General features: G+C 73.4%; 19 protein-coding genes and 2 pseudogenes. 11 read left to right on the top strand and 10 right to left on the bottom strand.

The annotated features are described in order from the left end of the window. A pseudogene (locus tag AC067A_RS24460) lies at positions 1-367 on the top strand (ABC transporter); the annotation flags it as partial. Next, positions 364-1152 carry an ABC transporter permease gene (locus AC067A_RS24465; RefSeq protein WP_479244616.1) on the top strand — a complete coding sequence of 263 codons (789 nt, stop codon included), beginning with the start codon at positions 364-366 and terminating at the stop codon, positions 1150-1152. The pseudogene AC067A_RS24460 and the gene AC067A_RS24465, both read left to right, overlap by 4 nt. A gap of 323 nt (positions 1153-1475) precedes the next feature. On the opposite strand, the gene AC067A_RS24470 is transcribed toward AC067A_RS24465, so the two are convergent. From AC067A_RS24470 to AC067A_RS24480, 3 genes are all read right to left on the bottom strand, one after another. After that, positions 1476-2384 carry an aminoglycoside phosphotransferase family protein gene (locus tag AC067A_RS24470; protein WP_479244617.1) on the bottom strand — a complete coding sequence of 303 codons (909 nt, stop codon included), beginning with the start codon at positions 2382-2384 and terminating at the stop codon, positions 1476-1478. 876 nt (positions 2385-3260) lie between these two features. Beyond that, positions 3261-3950 (bottom strand): copper homeostasis protein CutC, encoded by a 690-nt coding sequence (locus AC067A_RS24475; protein ID WP_479244618.1) that lies wholly within the window; start codon positions 3948-3950, stop codon positions 3261-3263. A gap of 51 nt (positions 3951-4001) precedes the next feature. Continuing rightward, positions 4002-4994, bottom strand: a complete 993-nt coding sequence (locus AC067A_RS24480) for a hypothetical protein (RefSeq protein WP_479244619.1) — start codon at positions 4992-4994, stop codon at positions 4002-4004. Between the two features lie 298 nt (positions 4995-5292). On the opposite strand from AC067A_RS24480, the gene AC067A_RS24485 reads away from it, so the two are divergent. The 4 genes and pseudogenes from AC067A_RS24485 to AC067A_RS24500 all read left to right on the top strand — a co-directional run. Further along, a complete protein-coding gene (locus AC067A_RS24485; protein WP_479244764.1) occupies positions 5293-5568 on the top strand; it encodes a heavy-metal-associated domain-containing protein in 276 nt (91 codons plus the stop codon). Positions 5569-5809: 241 nt separating this feature from the next. After that, a complete protein-coding gene (locus AC067A_RS24490) occupies positions 5810-8077 on the top strand; it encodes a heavy metal translocating P-type ATPase (protein WP_479244620.1) in 2268 nt (755 codons plus the stop codon). Positions 8078-8175: 98 nt separating this feature from the next. Next, entirely contained in the window at positions 8176-9270 is a 1095-nt protein-coding gene (locus tag AC067A_RS24495; protein ID WP_479244621.1) for a hypothetical protein, read from the top strand. Between the two features lie 104 nt (positions 9271-9374). Continuing rightward, positions 9375-9834 (top strand): annotated as a pseudogene (locus AC067A_RS24500) (hypothetical protein); the annotation flags it as partial. On the opposite strand, the gene AC067A_RS24505 reads toward AC067A_RS24500, so the two are convergent. After that, positions 9729-10376: a dihydrofolate reductase family protein gene (locus AC067A_RS24505; protein ID WP_479244622.1), complete on the bottom strand. Its 648-nt coding sequence runs from the start codon at positions 10374-10376 to the stop codon at positions 9729-9731. The pseudogene AC067A_RS24500 and the gene AC067A_RS24505 overlap by 106 nt on opposite strands. A 236-nt stretch (positions 10377-10612) precedes the next feature. Between AC067A_RS24505 and AC067A_RS24510 the strand changes: the two genes are divergently transcribed. Beyond that, complete coding sequence (locus AC067A_RS24510) at positions 10613-10942, top strand: hypothetical protein (protein ID WP_479244623.1); 330 nt, start codon at positions 10613-10615, stop codon at positions 10940-10942. A gap of 202 nt (positions 10943-11144) precedes the next feature. Here the strand turns inward: AC067A_RS24510 and AC067A_RS24515 are convergent, their stop codons facing one another. The 5 genes from AC067A_RS24515 to AC067A_RS24535 all read right to left on the bottom strand — a co-directional run bounded on the left by AC067A_RS24515 (position 11145) and on the right by AC067A_RS24535 (position 13188). Further along, positions 11145-11285 carry a hypothetical protein gene (locus tag AC067A_RS24515; RefSeq protein WP_479244624.1) on the bottom strand — a complete coding sequence of 47 codons (141 nt, stop codon included), beginning with the start codon at positions 11283-11285 and terminating at the stop codon, positions 11145-11147. A gap of 14 nt (positions 11286-11299) precedes the next feature. Beyond that, positions 11300-11437: a hypothetical protein gene (locus tag AC067A_RS24520; RefSeq protein WP_479244625.1), complete on the bottom strand. Its 138-nt coding sequence runs from the start codon at positions 11435-11437 to the stop codon at positions 11300-11302. A 14-nt stretch (positions 11438-11451) separates the two neighbouring features. Next, on the bottom strand, positions 11452-11595 hold the full coding sequence (locus AC067A_RS24525; protein WP_479244626.1) for a hypothetical protein: 144 nt from the start codon (positions 11593-11595) through the stop codon (positions 11452-11454). A gap of 73 nt (positions 11596-11668) precedes the next feature. Continuing rightward, positions 11669-12433, bottom strand: coding sequence for an MBL fold metallo-hydrolase (locus tag AC067A_RS24530; RefSeq protein ID WP_479244627.1), 765 nt, complete (start codon positions 12431-12433; stop codon positions 11669-11671). Positions 12434-12609: 176 nt separating this feature from the next. Beyond that, positions 12610-13188, bottom strand: a complete 579-nt coding sequence (locus tag AC067A_RS24535) for an NADPH-dependent FMN reductase (RefSeq protein WP_479244628.1) — start codon at positions 13186-13188, stop codon at positions 12610-12612. Positions 13189-13339: 151 nt separating this feature from the next. Between AC067A_RS24535 and AC067A_RS24540 the strand changes: the two genes are divergently transcribed. The 3 genes from AC067A_RS24540 (at position 13340) to AC067A_RS24550 (ending at position 16464) form a co-directional block, all read left to right on the top strand. Then, on the top strand, positions 13340-14401 hold the full coding sequence (locus AC067A_RS24540; protein WP_479244629.1) for a pirin family protein: 1062 nt from the start codon (positions 13340-13342) through the stop codon (positions 14399-14401). Beyond that, positions 14398-15609, top strand: a complete 1212-nt coding sequence (locus tag AC067A_RS24545) for an MFS transporter (RefSeq protein ID WP_479244630.1) — start codon at positions 14398-14400, stop codon at positions 15607-15609. Before AC067A_RS24540 ends, AC067A_RS24545 begins: the two co-directional genes overlap by 4 nt. Positions 15610-15786: 177 nt before the next feature. Continuing rightward, entirely contained in the window at positions 15787-16464 is a 678-nt protein-coding gene (locus AC067A_RS24550; RefSeq protein WP_479244631.1) for a TetR/AcrR family transcriptional regulator, read from the top strand. Here AC067A_RS24550 and AC067A_RS24555 read toward each other — a convergent pair. Beyond that, complete coding sequence (locus AC067A_RS24555) at positions 16418-17782, bottom strand: amino acid permease (protein WP_479244632.1); 1365 nt, start codon at positions 17780-17782, stop codon at positions 16418-16420. The genes AC067A_RS24550 and AC067A_RS24555 overlap by 47 nt on opposite strands. Positions 17783-18097: 315 nt before the next feature. Between AC067A_RS24555 and AC067A_RS24560 the strand changes: the two genes are divergently transcribed. After that, complete coding sequence (locus AC067A_RS24560; protein WP_479244633.1) at positions 18098-18469, top strand: peptidoglycan-binding domain-containing protein; 372 nt, start codon at positions 18098-18100, stop codon at positions 18467-18469. Positions 18470-18474: the final 5 nt, after the last annotated feature.

Here is an 18474-nt window from a genome sequence, read left to right on the forward strand (position 1 = left end):
CCAACTCGCCGACCGCATCGCCGTCCTGAACAACGGCAGGATCGCCGCCGAAGGCACCGCCGAGGAACTCAAGCGCCTCGTCCCCGGCGGCCACGTACGCCTCCGCTTCACCGCCCCCGACGCCTACCGGACCGCCGCCGCCGCCCTGAGCGGCGCGGCGCGGGACGACGAGGCCCTCGCCCTCCAGATCCCCAGCGACGGCAGCCAGCGCGACCTGCGCTCCGTCCTCGACCGGCTCGACGCGGCCGGCATCGAGGCCGACGAACTCACCGTCCACACCCCCGACCTCGACGACGTCTTCTTCGCCCTCACCGGCACCACCGACATCCCCGCCCAGCAGAACCAGCCCAAGGAGAACGTCCGATGAGCTCCCTCTCCCTCGCCCTGCGCGACTCGTCCACGATGCTGCGCCGCAACCTCCTGCACGCCCGCCGCTACCCGTCGCTCACCCTGAACCTGCTGCTCACGCCGATCATGCTGCTGCTGCTCTTCGTCTACGTCTTCGGAGACGCGATGAGCGCGGGTCTCAGCGGCGGCGGAGGCCGCTCGGCGTACATCGCCTACATCGTCCCCGGCATCCTGATGATGACCATCGGCTCCACCGTCGTCGGCACCGCCGTCTCCGTCTCCACCGACATGACCGAGGGCATCATCGCCCGCTTCCGGACCATGGCCATCCACCGCGGCTCCGTCCTCTTCGGACACGTCGCCGGCAGCGTCCTCCAGTCGGTCGTCAGCGTCACCCTCGTCGGCGGCGTCGCCGCGGCCATCGGCTTCCGCTCCACGGACGCCACCCTCCTGGAGTGGCTCGCCGCCTTCGGCCTGCTCGCGCTGTTCGCCCTGGCCTTCACCTGGATCGCGGTCGGCATGGGCATGGGCAGCCCGAACGCCGAGGCCGCCAGCAACAGCGCGATGCCGCTCATCCTGCTCCCGCTGATCTCCAGCGCCTTCGTCCCCCTGACCTCCATGCCGGGCTGGTTCCAGCCGATCGCCGAGTACCAGCCCTTCACCCCCGCCATCGAGACCCTCCGCGGCCTCCTCCTCGGCACCGAGATCGGCCACAACGGCTGGATCGCCGTCGCCTGGTGCCTCGGCCTCACCGTCCTCGGCTACTTCTGGTCGAAGGCACAGTTCGACCGCGACCCCAAGTAACTCCCATGAACACACGGGCCCTTGAGCCCGACCGCACCGAACGCACAACCCACACAGCCTGCACCGACCGCTCCGAACGCACCGCCCGCCCAGCCCACAGCCCACGCCGAACGCACCACCCGCACCACCCGCACAGCCCGCACAGCCCGCACAGCCCGCACCGACCGGGCGAGCCCACCCGGGCTCCACCCCCGAAGGCCCGTCCCCACCGTCATCCGACGGTCGCGACGGGCCTTCGCCGCGTCCGGACGCCTGTACGGGTACACGGGTCCCCCGACGGCGTTACGGGCCCGGGCCGCGCTGCCGCGAAGCCCGCGAGGCCCTCAGACGCCGGCCGCGTACTCCGCCAGGGCCTCCGTGCGCGTACGGCGGGCGACCTCCGCGAGGACCGGGTTCGTCACGCGGTAGTAGTTCTCGGTCACCAGACCCCAGGCGAGGGCCCAGCCGCGCCCGCGCGCCCAGGTGGCGTCGTCGACACCGGACGCCTCGCGGAAGAGGTCCCGGGTGCCGGCCGTCAGCAGCGTCCAGGCCGGCATCGTGTCGCAGGCGGGGTCGCCGACACCGATGCAGCCGAAGTCGATGACGGCGCTGAGACGGCCGTCGCGGGTCAGGAGGTTGCCGGGCAGCAGGTCGGCGTGCACCCAGACGGGAGCGCCCTCCCACTGCGGCAGCCGCAGCACCGACTCCCATGCGGCAAAGGCCTGTTCGGCGTCGACACCGCCGTCCGCCGCGAGGGCGCGGATCGCCCCCGGGAGGTTCCCGTCCTCCCACGCCGTCACCGGCCCGCCCCGGAACGAGGCGGGGCCGCCACTCGCGTCGACAGCCCGCAGGGCGCGCCCGAAACGACCCAACTCCACGGCAGCGTGCGCGAGATCGGCGACCGGCGCGTCGAACGCGTCGTCCCCGTCGAGCCACCGGTACACCGACCACGGCAGCGGGAAGCCCTCCCCCGCCTCCGCCCGCCCCACCGGCACCGGAACCGCCAGCGGCAGGTGCGGGGCGAGCAACGGCAGCCACCGCTGCTCCTTCTCCACCTGGGCCGCCGCGTACGGGACCCGGGGCAGCCGTACGACGAACTCCTCCCCGAGCCGGAACATCGCGTTGTCCGTACCCGCCGAGTCCACCGCCCGCACGCTCAGCCCCGCCCACTCGGGGAAGCGCCTCTTGACCAGCCCCTCCACGAGGGCCGTGTCGATGTCCAGTTCGCCGGGTTGCATCCGCGTGAGCGCCATGCCGCGGAGGCTAGCCGCCCCGCTCCGGCCCCGGCCATAAGTTTTCACCCCACCCAGTGCCCCCGGTCGCGGGCCGCACCTCCCCGTACCCGAGTCACAGGCCGCGCCTCCCCGTACCCGAGTCACAGGCCGCGCCCGGGTTGTGGGCCGCGCCTCCCCGTGCCCAGGTTGTGGGCCGCGCCCGGGTTGTGGGCCGCCCCTCCCCGTACCCGGGCCACAGGCCGCACCCGGCCCCTGGGTTGCGGAGCCACCGGGCCCCAGAGTCGCGGCCACGCCCACCCTGCGCCCCACGGGTTGTGGACGGCGCCCACCTCGTGCCCCGGGGTTGTGGGCAGGCGTTCCGCGGGGCGGAACGGGTGGGCACAACCCACGACGGCGCCGCACCTTCGGCGCACCGCTCAGGCACGGAAAGCCTGGGCCCGGCAAAGGGCGCCGTCCCGTGTGCCCACCCGTCCCGCCCAGCGGGACGATTGCCCACACGGCGGGGTGGGTGGGTGGCGGACGCAAGCGCCCACACAGGGCGGGGCGGGCGCAGAGGCCCACGCGGGCGGGGGCGCGGGCGCCGGACCCGCGGGGCGGCACGGCCGTCCGGCCGGACGCGGGCCCACACGGGCTGGGGCGCGGGCCCACACGGCGGGCGGGTGGCGGCCCCGACCCAGCGGGCGGGGCCCACCCAGAGCGGCAACGGTCGAGGCCCACCCAGACAGCGGAGTTCAGGGCACCGCCCAGACCGGCGGAGGTCAGGGCCCCGCCCGGGCGGCGAAGGTCAGGGCACCACCCAGGGCCGCGGAGGTCAGGGCGCGGCCCGGGGCCGCCCGGGTTCAGTTGGGGCGCCCCCGGCGGAGGGGGCGTGGTGCGGGTCCGGCCCTCCGCGGGTTACGTGTCGAGGGCGGTGCGCCAGGTGCGGACGGCGTCGGGGGAGACGGGGGCGGCCCAGCCCCGGGGGCGGGCGGCGCCGCCGATGTGGAAGGCGGTGAGTCCGGCGGAGCGGAGCTCGGGGAGGTGGTCGAGGCGGAGGCCGCCGCCGACGAGGATCTGGGGCTCGTAGCCGGGTTCGCCGGCGCGGGCGGCCTCGGCCTTGAGGGTGGCGAGGCCGTCGTCGACGCCGGTGGCGGAGCCGGCGGTGAGGTAGGTGTCGAGGCCGGGCAGGTCGGCGAGCCGCTTGCGGAGTCCGTCGCGGTCGGCGGCGCGGTCGATGGCCCGGTGGAAGGTCCAGCGGCAGCCGTCGAGGACGGTGATCAGCCGCTCGACGGCGACCAGGTCGGGCTCGCCGTCGGGGGTGAGGAAACCGAGGACGAACTCGTCGGCGCCGGCGGCCCGCAGTTCCTGGGCCCGTCCGACGAGGGCGTCGACGTCTCCGGCGGCGAAGCCGTCGGTGAGGCGGAGCATCACGCGCAGCGGGATGTCGACGGCGGCGCGGATCGCCGCGAACGAGGCCGTGGACGGTGTGAGCCCGTCCGCCGCCATGTCGGTGACGAGTTCGAGCCGGTCGGCGCCGCCGGTCTGGGCGGCGACCGCGTCCTCCTCGTCGAGGGCGATCACCTCAAGGACTGCACGGTTGCTCATCGAGCCCATTCCTCCATGAATGACGGCTACAGGTCTAGTCCAATGACCAGACTAACCGTGCGCGTGGCCCGCCGCACCGTGCGTGGGCTCACCGATGGCGGGAACGGTCGCCTTCCCGGTCGCCCGCGCGCTTCCGGTGGTGACCGTGAAGGCGGCGGTGCGGACCTTGCCCTCGTGCCGGAAGTCCAGGAAGAGACGGTACGCGCCGGGGCTGGGCGCGGTCGCCGTGAAGGAGACGTCGGGGCCGGGGCCACCCTCGTTCGGGTGCACGTGGAGGTAGGCGAGGTCGCCGTCGCGGAGGGCGACGAGGTGCCCGTACGCCCCGAGGTAGGGCTCGAGGTCGGTGACGGGCTCGCCGGCCTTGGTCACGGTGAGCCGGAGCTCGCCGGCCTTGCCGGGGTCGAGGGTGCCGCCGAGCCGGACCTGGTAGCCGTCGACGGTCGCGGTCGAGGCGACGGCGGGGAGCGGCTTGGGCGCGTACGCCCCGGGTACGGCGAGGTCGGCGCCGAGGGTGACGGCCTTGGCGCCGGGTGTGGCGGGCTTGAAGTCGGCGAAGGCCTTGTAGCCGCCGGCGGCGGGGAGGTCGGCGGCCACCGACCAGGTGCCGTCCGCGGCCTTGACGGGGTGCAGGTGGCGGAAGGTGCCGAGGTCGCGCGAGGCGACGACGAAGTGCAGTTCCTTGCCGTGTTCGGTGGTGAAGGCGGTGACCTTCCTGCCGGTCGCGTCCTTGATCGAGAACGTGAGGACGCTGCGGCCCGCGGGCGGCGTGGGCGTCTCCAGGGCGAGCGTGTAGCCGCCCTGGGAGACCTGGAGGCCGCCGGGGGGTTCCGCGGTGGCGGGGGTGCCGGTCGTGGCGCCCTCGTCGCGGCCGGCGTGTCCGCCGACCGTGGGGCTCTTCGAGGGTGCGGGCGCGGCGGCGTGATCGCCGTGCGCGGCCTGCTTCGGTTCGCCGACGGGCCCGACCCCCTTGCCGACCCCGTACGCGGTCCCGAAGGTCGCGGCGAGCGCGGCGGCAAAGGCGGTGATCTTCACTCCGGTGTTCATTGCTGCTCTCCCGTGCGTGAGGGGCGTACGTACGTGAGGGGCGTACGTACGTGAGGGGCGTATGGGACGGAGGCGTACAGGGGCGCGAGGAGGGGTTGAGGGGGCGGGGGTGAGCGGCGGTGAGCCGCAGTGACCCCTTCGACGCGCTTCCCCCCATACACTTCACCATACCCCTAGGGGGTATCAAGTCAAGCCGCCGATTCGCTTGCTTCAGATACCACTGGGGGGTATACATGGACCCACGACCTGATACCCCCCTAGGGTATCGAAGAAAGTGGAACCGACCGAGGAGGAAGCCATGGGCTCCTGCTGCACCCCCGACCACAGCTGCTCCACCACGCAGACCGCCGCCGTCGCCGACAGCACCGTCACCGTCTACGCCGTCTCCGGCATGACGTGCGGCCACTGCAGGACCGCGATCACCGACTCCGTGAGCGCGCTCGACGGCGTCATCTCCGTGGACGTCGACGTCGCCGGCGGCCTGGTGACCGTGACCACCGGCGGTGAGCCCGACGACGCCGCGATCACCGCGGCCGTCGACGACGCGGGCTACGAGCTGACCGGCCGGGCCTGATCCGCCGCCGGGCCGGCCGACGCCCACCCGCGCCCCGTCCCGGTACACGCCGGTCCGCCCGGCCGACGGACGACCGCCCGCCTCCCCGTCCCCTACGCGACGGTCCGCCCGGTCGGCGGACGGCCGCCCTCACCACCCCGGCCGCCGGGGCCCACCGCCACGCCCGGGCCCCGGCCCCGCCCGACCCCGCCGAACGGCCGCCACGACGGGCGAACCGAGCCCAATCAAAAGGGAGCAGGAAATGACCACGACCACTCCGGGCACCGCCCAGGTCGAGCTCGCCATCGGCGGCATGACCTGCGCCTCCTGCGCGGCCCGCATCGAGAAGAAGCTCAACCGCATGGACGGGGTCGAGGCCACCGTCAACTACGCCACCGAGAAGGCGAAGGTCACCTTCGACGCCGACGTCGACGTCGCCGACCTGATCGCCACCGTCGAGGCCACCGGCTACACCGCCAGGGAGCCCGGGCCGGAGCGTCCGGCCGCCGCCGGAGCCCCCGAGGGCCCGAGCGACGAGGAGAAGGCCGACGAGGAGCTGCGGCCGCTCAGGCAGCGCCTGGTCACCGCCGTCTCGCTCGCCGTGCCCGTCATCGCGATGGCGATGGTCCCGGCCCTCCAGATCGAGTACTGGCAGTGGCTGAGCCTCACCCTCGCCGCCCCGGTCGTCGTCTACGCCGCCTGGCCGTTCCACAAGGCCGCCTGGACCAACGCCAGGCACGGCGCCGCCACCATGGACACCCTGATCTCGGTCGGCACGACCGCCGCGTTCCTGTGGTCGCTGTGGGCGCTGTTCCTCGGCACGGCCGGTACGCCGGGTATGACGCACCCCTTCGAGTTCACGATCGCCCGCACCGACGGCGCCGGGAACATCTACCTGGAGGCCGCCGCCGGCGTCACCGCCTTCATCCTGGCCGGCCGGTACTTCGAGGCCCGCTCCAAGCGCAAGGCGGGCGCCGCACTGAAGGCGCTGATGCAGCTGGGCGCGAAGGAGGTGACCGTCCTCAGGAACGACCGCGAGGTCACCGTACCCACCGCGGAACTCCAGGTCGGGGACCGCTTCCTGGTCCGCCCGGGCGAGAAGATCGCCACCGACGGCACCGTCGTCGAGGGATCCTCGGCCGTCGACGCCTCCATGCTCACCGGCGAGTCCGTCCCGGTCGAGGTCTCGGTCGGCGACTCGGTCACCGGCGCCACCCTGAACGCCGGCGGCCGGCTGGTCGTCGAGGCCACCCGCGTCGGCGCCGACACCCAGCTCGCCCGGATGGCGAAGCTCGTCGAGGACGCGCAGAACGGCAAGGCCGCCGCCCAGCGCCTCGCCGACCGGATCTCCGCCGTCTTCGTCCCCGTCGTCATCGCGCTCGCGCTCGGCACCCTCGGCTTCTGGCTCGGCACCGGACAGGGCCTGACCGCGGCCTTCACCGCCGCCGTCGCCGTCCTGATCATCGCCTGCCCCTGCGCCCTCGGCCTGGCCACCCCGACCGCCCTCATGGTCGGCACCGGCCGCGGCGCCCAGCTCGGCATCCTGATCAAGGGCCCCGAGGTCCTGGAGACCACCCGCAAGGTCGACACCATCGTCCTCGACAAGACCGGCACCGTCACCACCGGCCTGATGACCCTCATCAAGGTCCACACCGCCGACGGCACCGTCGAGACCGACGTCCTGCGCCTCGCCGGCGCCCTGGAGCACTCCTCCGAGCACCCGATCGCGCAGGCCGTCGCCACCGGCGCCGCCGCCAGGGTCGGCACCCTGCCCACCCCCGAGGACTTCGCCAACGTCCCCGGTCTCGGCGTCCAGGGCGTCGTCGACGGCCACGCCGTCCTCGTCGGCCGGGAGAAGCTGCTCGAGGAGTGGGCCATGGCCCTCCCGGCGGACCTCAAGTCCGCGAAGGACACGGCCGAGAAGACCGGCAGGACCGTGATCGCCGTGGCCTGGGACGGCGAGGCCCGCGCGGTCCTGGAGGTCGCCGACGCCGTGAAGGAGACCAGCCCGGAGGCCATCCGCCGGCTCCGCGCCCTGGGGCTCACCCCGATCCTGCTCACCGGCGACAACAAGGCGGTCGCCGAGGCCGTCGCCGCCGAGGTCGGCATCGACGAGGTCATCGCCGAGGTCATGCCGCAGGACAAGGTCGACGTCGTCAAGCGGCTGCAGGCCGAGGGGCGTTCGGTCGCCATGGTCGGCGACGGCGTGAACGACGCCGCCGCGCTCGCCCAGGCCGACCTGGGTCTGGCGATGGGCACCGGGACGGACGCCGCCATCGAGGCCGGCGACCTGACCCTCGTACGGGGCGACCTGCGGGCCGCGGCCGACGCCATCCGGCTCTCGCGCAGGACCCTCGGCACGATCCGCTCGAACCTCTTCTGGGCCTTCGCCTACAACGTGGCCGCCCTGCCGCTCGCCGCGGCCGGACTGCTCAACCCGATGATCGCGGGCGCGGCCATGGCCTTCTCCTCGGTCTTCGTGGTCGGCAACAGCCTCCGCCTGCGCGGTTTCCAGGCCGCCGACCGCTGACGCACGACCCCGCGCCACCCCGCCGTGCAGCCCTTGTCGGCACCCGTGTCCCATGAGACCGTTTTCGACCAACGACCGGACATCCAGGGGGAGTTCACATGGCAGTCGAACCGATGGACGGCGACCGGGCGCTGATGGACCAGTACGCCCTGCCCTGGATCGAGGCGAACGAGGACCGGTCGTCCGACGCCGACGGACACCTCCGCTCCTACCGGTCCTCCCTGGAGGAGGACGGCCACAAAGCGACCAAGGCCGTCCAGCGGTTGATCTCCAGCGGGCGCGGCGAGGCGCTCAAGGCCCTGGAGGCGCACTGGACCCGCGTCCGCGCGTGCTTCGACCGGACGACCGCCGCCGCCCTGACCATCGCCGCCGAGATCCAGGGCTGCGGCGACACCATCGCCATCGGCAAGGACCGCGCCCAGGACATCGTCTCGTACCTCCGGACGATGAACCCCGACATCGGCACCGCCGCCCCCAACGCCACACTCCAGCGGCACATCGACGTCGCCAGGGAAGACCTGGAGACCAACGTGACGACGACCCTCGCCGAAGCCCGGGAAGGCGCCGCCCGCGCCCGCGGCGACGAGGACGTCATCGCCGTCAAGACCGTCCCCACCACCCTCGGCGGCCTCCTCGGCCGCGCCATCGGCGGCGACCTGGGCGACGGCGTCCGCGGCAGCTCGGGAGGCGACCTCCCCGACGGCATCCGCGGCAGCTCCGGCGGCGACCTCCCCGACGGCATCCGCGGCAGCTCCGGCGACGACCTCCCCGACGGAACCGGCTCCGGCACCAGGGGCGCGTCCTTCGCCACGACCCCCGGCCCCGTCACAGGGACCAACGCGGGCAGCTGGAGCGTCTTCGTCGACCACGACGAGCACAAGCGTGCCGCCGAAGGCCTCGCCAAGGCCGCCGAGCACATCCGCGGCGACACCACCACCGCCCTCGCCCGCGCCCTCTACGACCTCGACGCCCTCGCCGCCAGCGGCTCCGTCGGCAGCTCCATCGCCGCCGAGTACACCCCCCTCCTCGACGACCTCGACCTCGCCGGCCGCGCCCTCGCCGACCACCTCGACGGCCCCCTCCGCGACATCGTCCTCACCATCTCCACCGACCAGCAGGACACCGACGACGACAACCGCGGCCGCTTCGACTGGTGGCGCGACCGACCGCCGCGCACATCTCCCCGCGACTGACCTCCGCGCACAGTTCCCCGCGGCCGACCGCCGCGCACGACCCCCGGCCGGTGCCAACTCACCGGCCGGGCCCGGGGGCGGACCGGGCCCGTAGGGTCGGTGTCATCGTCTGGGCCGACTCCGCCCACGCGGGCCGGCTCGTCACCTGGGCCAAGGAGCACCTCCGCCTCACCATCAAAACGCTCAGCCGGCCCAAGGACGCCACCGGATTCGTCGCCCTGCCCCGCCGCTGGGTGGTCGAGCGGACACTGGCCTGGCCCGCCGTTGGGTGGTCGAGCGGACACTGGCCTGGCCGATGCGCGCCCGCCGCCACGCACGCGGCTACGAACGGCTCATCCAGCGCTCCGAAGCCTCGTCACTTGGGCTGCGATCACGTTGATGACCCGACGAATCACCCGAGGCCGCGAAGGTCGGACCGCACACCGAACGGCCGACTTGGGCGACTCGGACACAGGTACTCAGCGGCGCCAGAACAGGTGGTGCGTCACCCCGCCCCTCGGGCTCACCACCGCCTCGTGCTCGAAGCGGTCCAGCAGCTCGTCCGGGGACTCCCAGAGCCGCGCCCCGGCCCCCAGCTCCACCGGCGACACCGCCACGTGCAGCGTGTCGACCAGGTCGGCGTCGAGGAACTCCCGGATCACCGTCGCCCCGCCACCCAGCCGGACGTCCTGGCCCTTCGCCGCCTCCCGCGCCCTCGCGAGGACCTTCGCCGGTTCCTCGTCCACGAAGTGGAACGTCGTGTCCGACAGCGTGAACGACGGCCGCGGGTGGTGCGTCATGACGAACACCGGCGTCCGGAAAGGCGGTTCCTCACCCCACCAGCCCTTCCACTCGTGATCGACCCACGGCCCCCGCTGCGGCCCGAACTTGTTCCGGCCCATGATCTCCGCGCCGATGTTCCGTGCGAAGTCCCGCGTGAAGTAGTCGTCGAGCCCTCTGCTGCCCCCCGAATCCGTCCTCATCGGCCAGCTCGCCGTCGCCCCCGCCCACGCGAACATCTCCCCCGGCTCCGCATGCCCGAACGGCCTCTCCAGGCTCTGCCCCACCCCCGCCCCGAACCCGTCGCTCGACACGCTGAAGTTCATGACCCTCAGCAACTGCTCCACGTACGTCCTCCTCCACGACCACGACGGCACCACGACCTCGGCGGCACCGCGACACCGCGACACCGCGTCCACGGTGATATCGCGACGACAGCGGCTTCCCGCGGCGACTCTCCGAGAACGACTCCCCGCACCTCCGGAACTCATCGCCCGCCCGCCCGAGCGCCCGAGCGCCCGAGCGCCCACCCACCCCGCCGCACCCGCTCGCCGGTCGTCCCGGCCCTGCCTAGGATCGCCGCATGACCACTCAGCGCACCTCGCCCCTGTCCCTGTGGTCCCGGGACTCGTTCCTGTCCGTGGGCTCGGTCGGCTCGACCCTCTCCATCGGCTCGGTCGGCTCCTTCATGTCCGTCGGCTCCGTCGGCTCCGCCCTGTCGATCGGCTCCATCGGCTCCGCCCAGTCCATCGCGTCCGTCGGCTCCTGGGCGAGCGTCTGCTCCCTGCTCTCCGCCCGATCGACCCGCTCCGTACTCTCCTGGCGCTCCCACCGCGGTGTCCTCGCCGCCGGCACCGCCCTGGCCCTCGCCGGCACCGTCGCCCTCGCCGTCTGTTCCCGCCGCACCCCCTGACACGCGTCCGGCCTCCCCCGTACACGACGGGAGAGGCCGGATCCGTACTTCCTTGCGCGCCCTACTCAGGCACGATCGTGTGCGCCGATACGCGCTCCGCCCCACCCGGGACGGTCGCGGCGGTCACACCGAGGACGAGCAGCGACAGCGCGCCGAGCGCGAGGGCGATGGTGCGGGTCATGGGGATGATCTCCAGCGAGAGTTACGGATGGTTGGTGACGGTGCCGGCCTGGACCGTGCCGCTGTCGGCGGCGGACGACTGGAGCGCGAACGCGCCGGCGGCGAAGCCGAACGCGGCGACGGCCACCGCCAGGGCGAAGGTGACGCGGGTCTTGATGCTCATGGATCCCCCCGGGTTCACGGCATGTTGACGATGTTGCCGGCCTGGACCGTGGTGGCTCCGGCTGACGGCTGAAGGGTGAGGGCGCCGGCGGCGAGGCCGAAGGCGGCGGCGGCCGCCGCGACAACGATGGTGATGCGGGCCGTGATGTTCATGAATCCCCCCGGAGTCACGGACGGTTGGTGATGGTGCCGGCCTGGACCGTGGACGACTGGGCGTCGGTCGGGGCGGCGAGCGTGACCGCGGTGAAGGCCAGGCCGGTGGCCGTGAAGGCGATGGCGACGGCGGCGGCGATCCGCTGCGGGATGCGCATGGTGGTAATCCCCCTAAATGTCGGCCCCCTGCCGACAGTTGGGGATGATCATCGCATGTTTCCGGCCAGGTGATCAGAGCGTTTCGGTTACGCCCGGCGGGAGGAGGCGGAGGCGGCCCGCGAGGTCGGGAGTGGCGAAGGCCGCGGTGATGCGGGCGGGGTCCTCGGCGAGGTGGTCCCAGGAGTCGAAGTGGAGGGGGATGACGGTACGGGCGTCCAGGGTCCGGGCGAGGGCGGCGCCTTCCCGGGCGCTCATGGAGAAGGCGCGGTCGCCGGTGGTGGGGAAGTGGGCGTCGCCGAGGTGGAGGAAGGCGGTGTCGATGGCGAAGCGGGCGCCGATCTCGGCCAGGGCGTCGTGGCGGACGGTGTCGCCGGAGACGTACAGGGTCCCGCCGTCGTACTCGACGACGAAGCCGGTCACGGGCCCGGTGACGTGCTCGGTGCCCGCCGGGCCGTGACGGGCCGGGGTGGCGGTGACCGTGACCGTGGTGCCGCCGGCGGTGACCTTCCGGCTCTCCCAGGGCGCGAGGCCCTCGATCCGGCCGTTCGTCAGACCGTCGTCGCCGAGGCGTTCGGCAGCCTCGGGCGTGGTGAGGACCGTCGCCGCCCGGGCGAGCACCTCGCGGCCGGCGTGGTCGAGGTTGTCGGCGTGCTGGTCGTGGGAGAGCAGGACCAGGTCGACGTGCGGCAGCCGGTCGGCGGCGAGCGCGGGGCCGGTGGTGCGACGGAGGGGGCGAGCCCCCGGATAGTCGGCGGGGGCCTCGTCGAACGCGGGGTCGGTGAGGACGGTGAGACCGCCGAGACGGAGGAGAACCGTCGCGGTCCCGACGTACGTCACGGTCGCGGGCACAGGGTCCGGCGCGGGCACAGGGTCCGGCGCGGGCACAGGGTCCGGCGCGGGCACGGGGTCCGGTGCGGGCGCAGGCTCGTAGGCGGGCGCGGGCGCGGGCTCGTACGCGGGCAGGGGCTCGCACTCAGGCGCGGGCCCGTACTCAGACGCGAACTCGGAGGGTGTCATGCGCGGGTCGCCGCCCCTTCGATCTTGGAGTGGAGGGCGGTGAGGAGGTCCTGGAGGAGCGTGACGGTGGTGTCGTCGGTGAGGTGGCCGTCGGCGTCGAAGCGCTCGTGGGAACGGAAGACGTGGACCTCGGGCTTCACGACGACGTCGTTGTCGGTGCAGACGAGGATCTGGCGGAGGGCGATCTGTGCGCGGACGGTGCCGAAGGCGCCGGGGCCGGCGCCGAGGATGGCGGTGGGCTTGCGGCTCAGGGGGAGGCCCTCGGTGCGGGTCCAGTCGGTGCTGAGCCAGTCGAGGGCGTTCTTGAGGACGCCGGGGACGGAGTAGTTGAACTCCGGGGTCGCGATGAGCAGGCCGTCCGCCTCGGCGACGCGGCGGCGGAGGTCGCGGACGGCGGCCGGTCGCAGGTCGGGGGTGTCGAGGTCGAGGTCGTACGGCGGGATGTCGCGCAGGCCTTCGTAGATCTCGATCTCCATGCCGCCGGGATTGAACTTCCGTGCGGCACGCAGCAGCAGCGTGTTGTGCGAGTCGGCGCGGAGCGAGCCGGAGATGGCGAGGATCGAGGACGCGGACATGGGAACCCCCCAGTTCGTCGGGTGAGCCGGCGGGCGCCGGACTCGACGACGACGAAGCTAAACCGGTCGGTTCAGTCTGTCAACCAACCGGTTCAGTCAACAAAACAGTTCAGTCTTGACAGTGAACTGAATGGTGTAGTTCATTCGACGCATGGCTTCCTCCGTGATCGACTCCGCGACCGCCGTGGCGGCGACCGCGACCCCCGCCACCGCCACCGCCACCGCCACCGCCACCGCGAGCACCACCGCGCGGGCCGTCGCCCGTGTCACCCGCCCCGTCCACACCTACGAGGGCGCCGGATTCCCCGTCCGCCGCCCCTTCCCCACCGAGGACCTCCCCTTCGTCGACCCTTTCCTGATGGTCGACCAGGTCGGGCCGGTCGACCTCGGGCCCGGCGAGGCGAAGGGCGCTCCCCCGCACCCTCACCGCGGTTTCGAGACGATCCAGTACGTGCTCGACGGCGACATCGCGAACGCCGACTCCCGCGGCCACCACGCCGTCGTCCGCTCCGGTGGCGTCCAGTGGCTGACCGCCGGTGCCGGAATCGTCCACGAGGCCCTGCCCACCGAGGAGTTCCTCGCCTCCGGCGGCCGTCAGCACATGCTCCAGATCTGGCTGAACCTTCCCGCCCGGCTGAAGGCCCTCCCGCCGCACAGCCAGAACGCCGAGGCCGCCGAACTCCCCGTCGCCGTCGCCCCGGACGGCACCTCCGTGACCGTCCTCGCCGGCACCAGCCACGGCGTGACGGGCCCCTTCGAGACCCGTACGTCCGTCCTCGTCGCCCACGGCCGCCTCACGCCCGGCGGCCGCGCCGAGTTCACCGTCCCCACCGGTCACAACGCGATGGTCTACGTCCTCCAGGGCGCGGCCACCGTCTCCGGCACCCACCTCCCCGACGGCCACCTCGCCGTCCTCGCCCGGGACGGCGAACGCTTCACGATCGAGGCGGGCCCGTTCGACGAGCCGCACGGGACCGACGAGCCGGGCCCGACCCACAAGGCGGGCCCGGCCGACGCCCCGGCCCCGGGCGACGAGCCGGTCACCGTCGCCGCCTCACACCCCCGCTGGGCGGCCGAAGTGCTCGTCCTCACCGGTGAGCCGATCGGCGAACCGGTCGCCCGGAGCGGCCCGTTCGTGATGAACACGGCCGCCGAACTCCGTCAGGCGGAACGGGACTTCAGGCACGGCGCGATGGGACGGATGCCGGCATGACCGCCGTGTCCACGTCGACGCCCCTACGCGACGCCGCTCCACGCGGCGGCACCCGGGCCGGACTGCTGCTGGCGGCGCTCGCCGCGCCCGCGGCGATGGGCGTGTCCGGCCCGAGCCTCGCCCTTCCGGAGGCGGCCCGCGAACTGGCCGTGTCCCCGGCTTCGGCGGCCTGGCTGATGACGGCGTACGGGCTCGGGATGGCGGCCGGCACCCCGCTCCTGTCGGCCACGGCCGGCCGCCGGCACGGGCCCGCCGGCGTCATACGGGCCGCCGCCGTCCTCGTCGCCCTCGGCGCCCTGCTCGTCCTCCTCGCCCCCACCCTCTCCCTGGCGGTCGCCGGGCGCGCCCTGGAGGCGGCGGGCGCGGCCGGCCTGAACATCGCCGCCTTCCAGCTCGCCGGCCGGGACTCCACGGGCCGCACCCCCGGGCTCGTCGCCATCGGCAGCGCCGCCGGCGGCACCATCGGCCTCTTCGCCGGCGCGGCCGTCGCCGGAGCCCTCGACTGGCGCGCCGCCCTGGTCCTCCCCCTCCTCAGCCTCCTCGCCCTCGCCCCGGCCCTCCGCCTGTCGGCCCAGGGACAGGAGCCGAGGTACATCCCGATCCCGCGCCCCTCCCCCACCCCCAGCCACTCCCCCACACTCCACCCCGACCCCAACCTCGCACCCGCCCCCAGTCCCTCCCCCACCCCCACACTCACCCCGACACTCACCCCCGCCCCCGCCCTCCCCCTCGACATCCTCCGCAACGCCCGCTTCCGCACCGCCGCCGGCCTCATGCTCGTCCTCTCGATCGTCAACTTCGCCCTGCTGTACGCGGCTCCGCGCCGCGTCGCCGCCCTCACCGGCTGGAGTTCCGTGCAGACGGGTGCGGTCGCGTCGCTGGCGGCGCTCGCGGGGGCGCTGCTGTCGTGGCTGCTGATCCGGTCGGCGCTGATCCTGGGAGCACGCAGGGTCCGGATGGTGCTGGGGACGGGTTCGGCGGGGGCGCTCGTGCTCGCGCTCGCCGCGCCGTGGCCGGCTGTGGTCCTCGTCGGCTCGGGGATGAGCGCCCTCGTCACCGCAGGAGGGCAGGGGCTCCTCACGGGTGCCGCGACCGGTGGCCTGCCGCAGGCCCGTCACGGCCTCGCGATCAGCCTCTTCAACCTGGCGTTCCTGGTCGGGGTCGCGGCGGGGCCGGCCCTGGCCGCCCTGGCGGCCCCGACGACATGAGCGGCCCGCGACGCGTTCCCGGCCGGTTCGGCGCCGCGCCCGCCCTTTGCAGACCAAACCGTTCAGTTCATATACTGACGGTTCCCTGTCACCCCCGCAGTCCCCGAAGTCACCCCGAAGTCACCCCGCAGTACCCCATAGCCACCCCCCGTCGTCACCCCGCGTAAGGACACCCCCATGGGAGCCGGAGCCGAGACCCAGGACGCCCTCGACGAGTACGGCATCCCGATCATCCCGGACCCCGCGGACGCGGCGTCGCGGAAGCGGCAGGCGATCATCGACGCGGCGCTCGCGGAGTTCCTCGCGGAGGGCTACTCGGCGGCGTCGATGGACGCGATCACCCGCGGCTCGGGCGTCTCGAAGGCGACGATCTACAAGCACTTCGGCAGCAAGGAGCGGCTGTTCCTCGCGGTGATCGGCGGGGTGCTGCCGAAGACGTACGCGGATCTGGAGCCGTCGAACTCCACCATCGCCGAGGCGCCGGACCTGCGGGCGGCGCTGATCAGGCTGACCACGGACTGGGCCCGGATCCTGCTGCGGCCGGACATCATGTCGCTGCGGCGGCTGGTGATCGGCGAGATAGACCGTTTCCCGCAGCTGGGGCAGCTCTGGTACCGGGTGAGCTACGACATGAACAACGGTCCGCTCATCGAGGCCTTCACGGAGCTGAACGCGCGCGGCACGCTCGACGTGCCGGATCCGGCCCTCGCCGTGCAGCAGTTGGTCGCGGCGACGCTGGGCGTGCCGCAGCTCGTCCGCACCTTCTCGCCCGCGGCCGAGATCGACGACGCCGAGCTGACGCGGGTGATCAGTTCGGGAGTGGATCTGTTCCTGGCCCGGTACGCGCGTTCCTGACGCTCCTGACCCACGCCCAGGCCAGCAGGGCGGCGGCCCAGCAGCCGGTGGTGAGGAGCTGGGTGCGGCTGGCCGCGTCGCCGAGCATGAAGAGCAGCACCGCGCCGATGCCCGCGAGGGCGAGACAGGCCCGTGCGGACGGGCCGTGCAGCCGCAGGTGCGACGCGGCGATCAGCGCCCAGACGATCAGGATCGCGGCGCCGATGGAGTTGAGCAGGAACGGGAAGACCGTACGCGGCCAGAGCAGGCTGAGGACGACCGAGACGAAGCCGAAGGCGGCGGAGGCGAGGACGGCGGCGTAGGGCACGCCGGCGCGCAGCCGGCCCAGGGGGCGGGGCGCGTCGCCGCGGCCGACCAGGGCGTACAGCATGCGCGAGGAGCCGTAGACGTTGGCGTTCATCGCCGACAGGAGGGCGACGAGCACGACGGCCTTCATGAGGTCGGCGGCGCCGGGGACGCCGAGGGTGTCCATCACGGCGGCGTACGGGCCGTCGGCGACGCCGGGCGCGTTCCACGGGACGAGGGTGACGATGACCGCCATCGAGCCCAGGTAGCAGACCGACACGCGCCACATGACGGCCCGTACGCCCGCGCGCACGGCGCGGACCGGGTCGTCGGACTCCGCCGCCGCGATCGTGACGGTCTCCAGGCCGCCGAAGGCGAACACGGCCGCGACCATGCCGACGGCCACGCCGTGCCAGCCGTGCGGCAGGAAGCCGCCGTCGCCGGTGAGGTGGGCGGCGCCGGGGGACGGATGGCCGGGGAGCAGCCCCGCGACGACGACCGCCCCGAGCACGAGGAAGCCGCCGATGGCGGCGATCTTCAGACCCGCGAACCAGAACTCCAGCTCACCGAAGTTGCGCACCCCGGCCAGGTTGCTCACGGTGAACACGCTCATGAAGACGGCCACCCACGCCCAGCCGGGCACCCCCGGCACCCAGCCGCCCACGATGCGCGCCGCCCCGACGGCCTCCGCCGCCACGCTCACCACGAGCAGCGCCCAGTACATCCACCCGGCCAGCAGCCCCGCCCACGGCCCGAACGCCCGCCGCGCGTGCTCCGCGAACGAGCCCGTCACCGGACGCGCCGCCGACATCTCCCCCAGCATCCGCATCACCAGCACCGTCAGCACCCCGGCCAGCGCGTACGCCACCAGGATTCCCGGTCCGGCCGCCGCGATCCCGAACCCCGACCCCACGAACAGCCCGGCCCCGATCGCCCCGCCCAGCGCGATCATCGCCAGATGCCGCTGCCGCAACCCCGACCCCAGTACCCGCCCCGTCACGGCTCCCCCGTTCTCCGAAGCCGCCCGGACCACCTCCGGACGATCAGCGCAGGAGCCTGACCCGAACGCCCGTCCCAGGGCAAGCCGCTTCCGGGCACTGAGACGTCACGAAAGGCGGAGACGGCGACACCAGGGGGATGGCGACACCAGGGGGATCGCGAGGGCCCGGGGGACGCAGCCGTGGACCGCCTGATCATCCGGAGGGCCTGTGCCCGTGGGACGCCGACACCGTTGATCTTCTGTTGGTGGGCTGTTGGAGGGAGGCGGGAGGCTGAGGGCGGTTGCCCCGCTACTGGGGTGCGGGGCGGCCGGTCACGCCGACACCCTTCAGGAATCGAGGATTCGCACGTGAACTTCAAGGCGCCGATGGCCCGACTCGGATTCGTCGCGGCAAGCACCGCTCTCGCCCTGGGCGCGTGGGCCGCTCCCGCCCAGGCCCACCCCTGGGCCCAGTGGATCGGCTACGGGCAGCCGAACACCCGGGAAGGGGTGGGGTGCTTCCAGGACCTCTTCAACGACCTGTGGTGGCAGACCGGTTACCACCCGATCGCCGAGGACCGTCTCTTCGGCCCGGACACCGACGGTGCGATCAGGGCCTTCCAGAAGTGGAAGGGCCTGAATCAGGACGGGATCGTGGGGCCGACGACGGGTACCGCGCTCCTCAACGCGACCAACTGGGGCAACGGCACCGGCTGCGACTACTACATCCCCAGCAACTAGCCCTT

It is taken from the genome of Streptomyces sp. NPDC043176 (genome assembly GCF_056436715.1).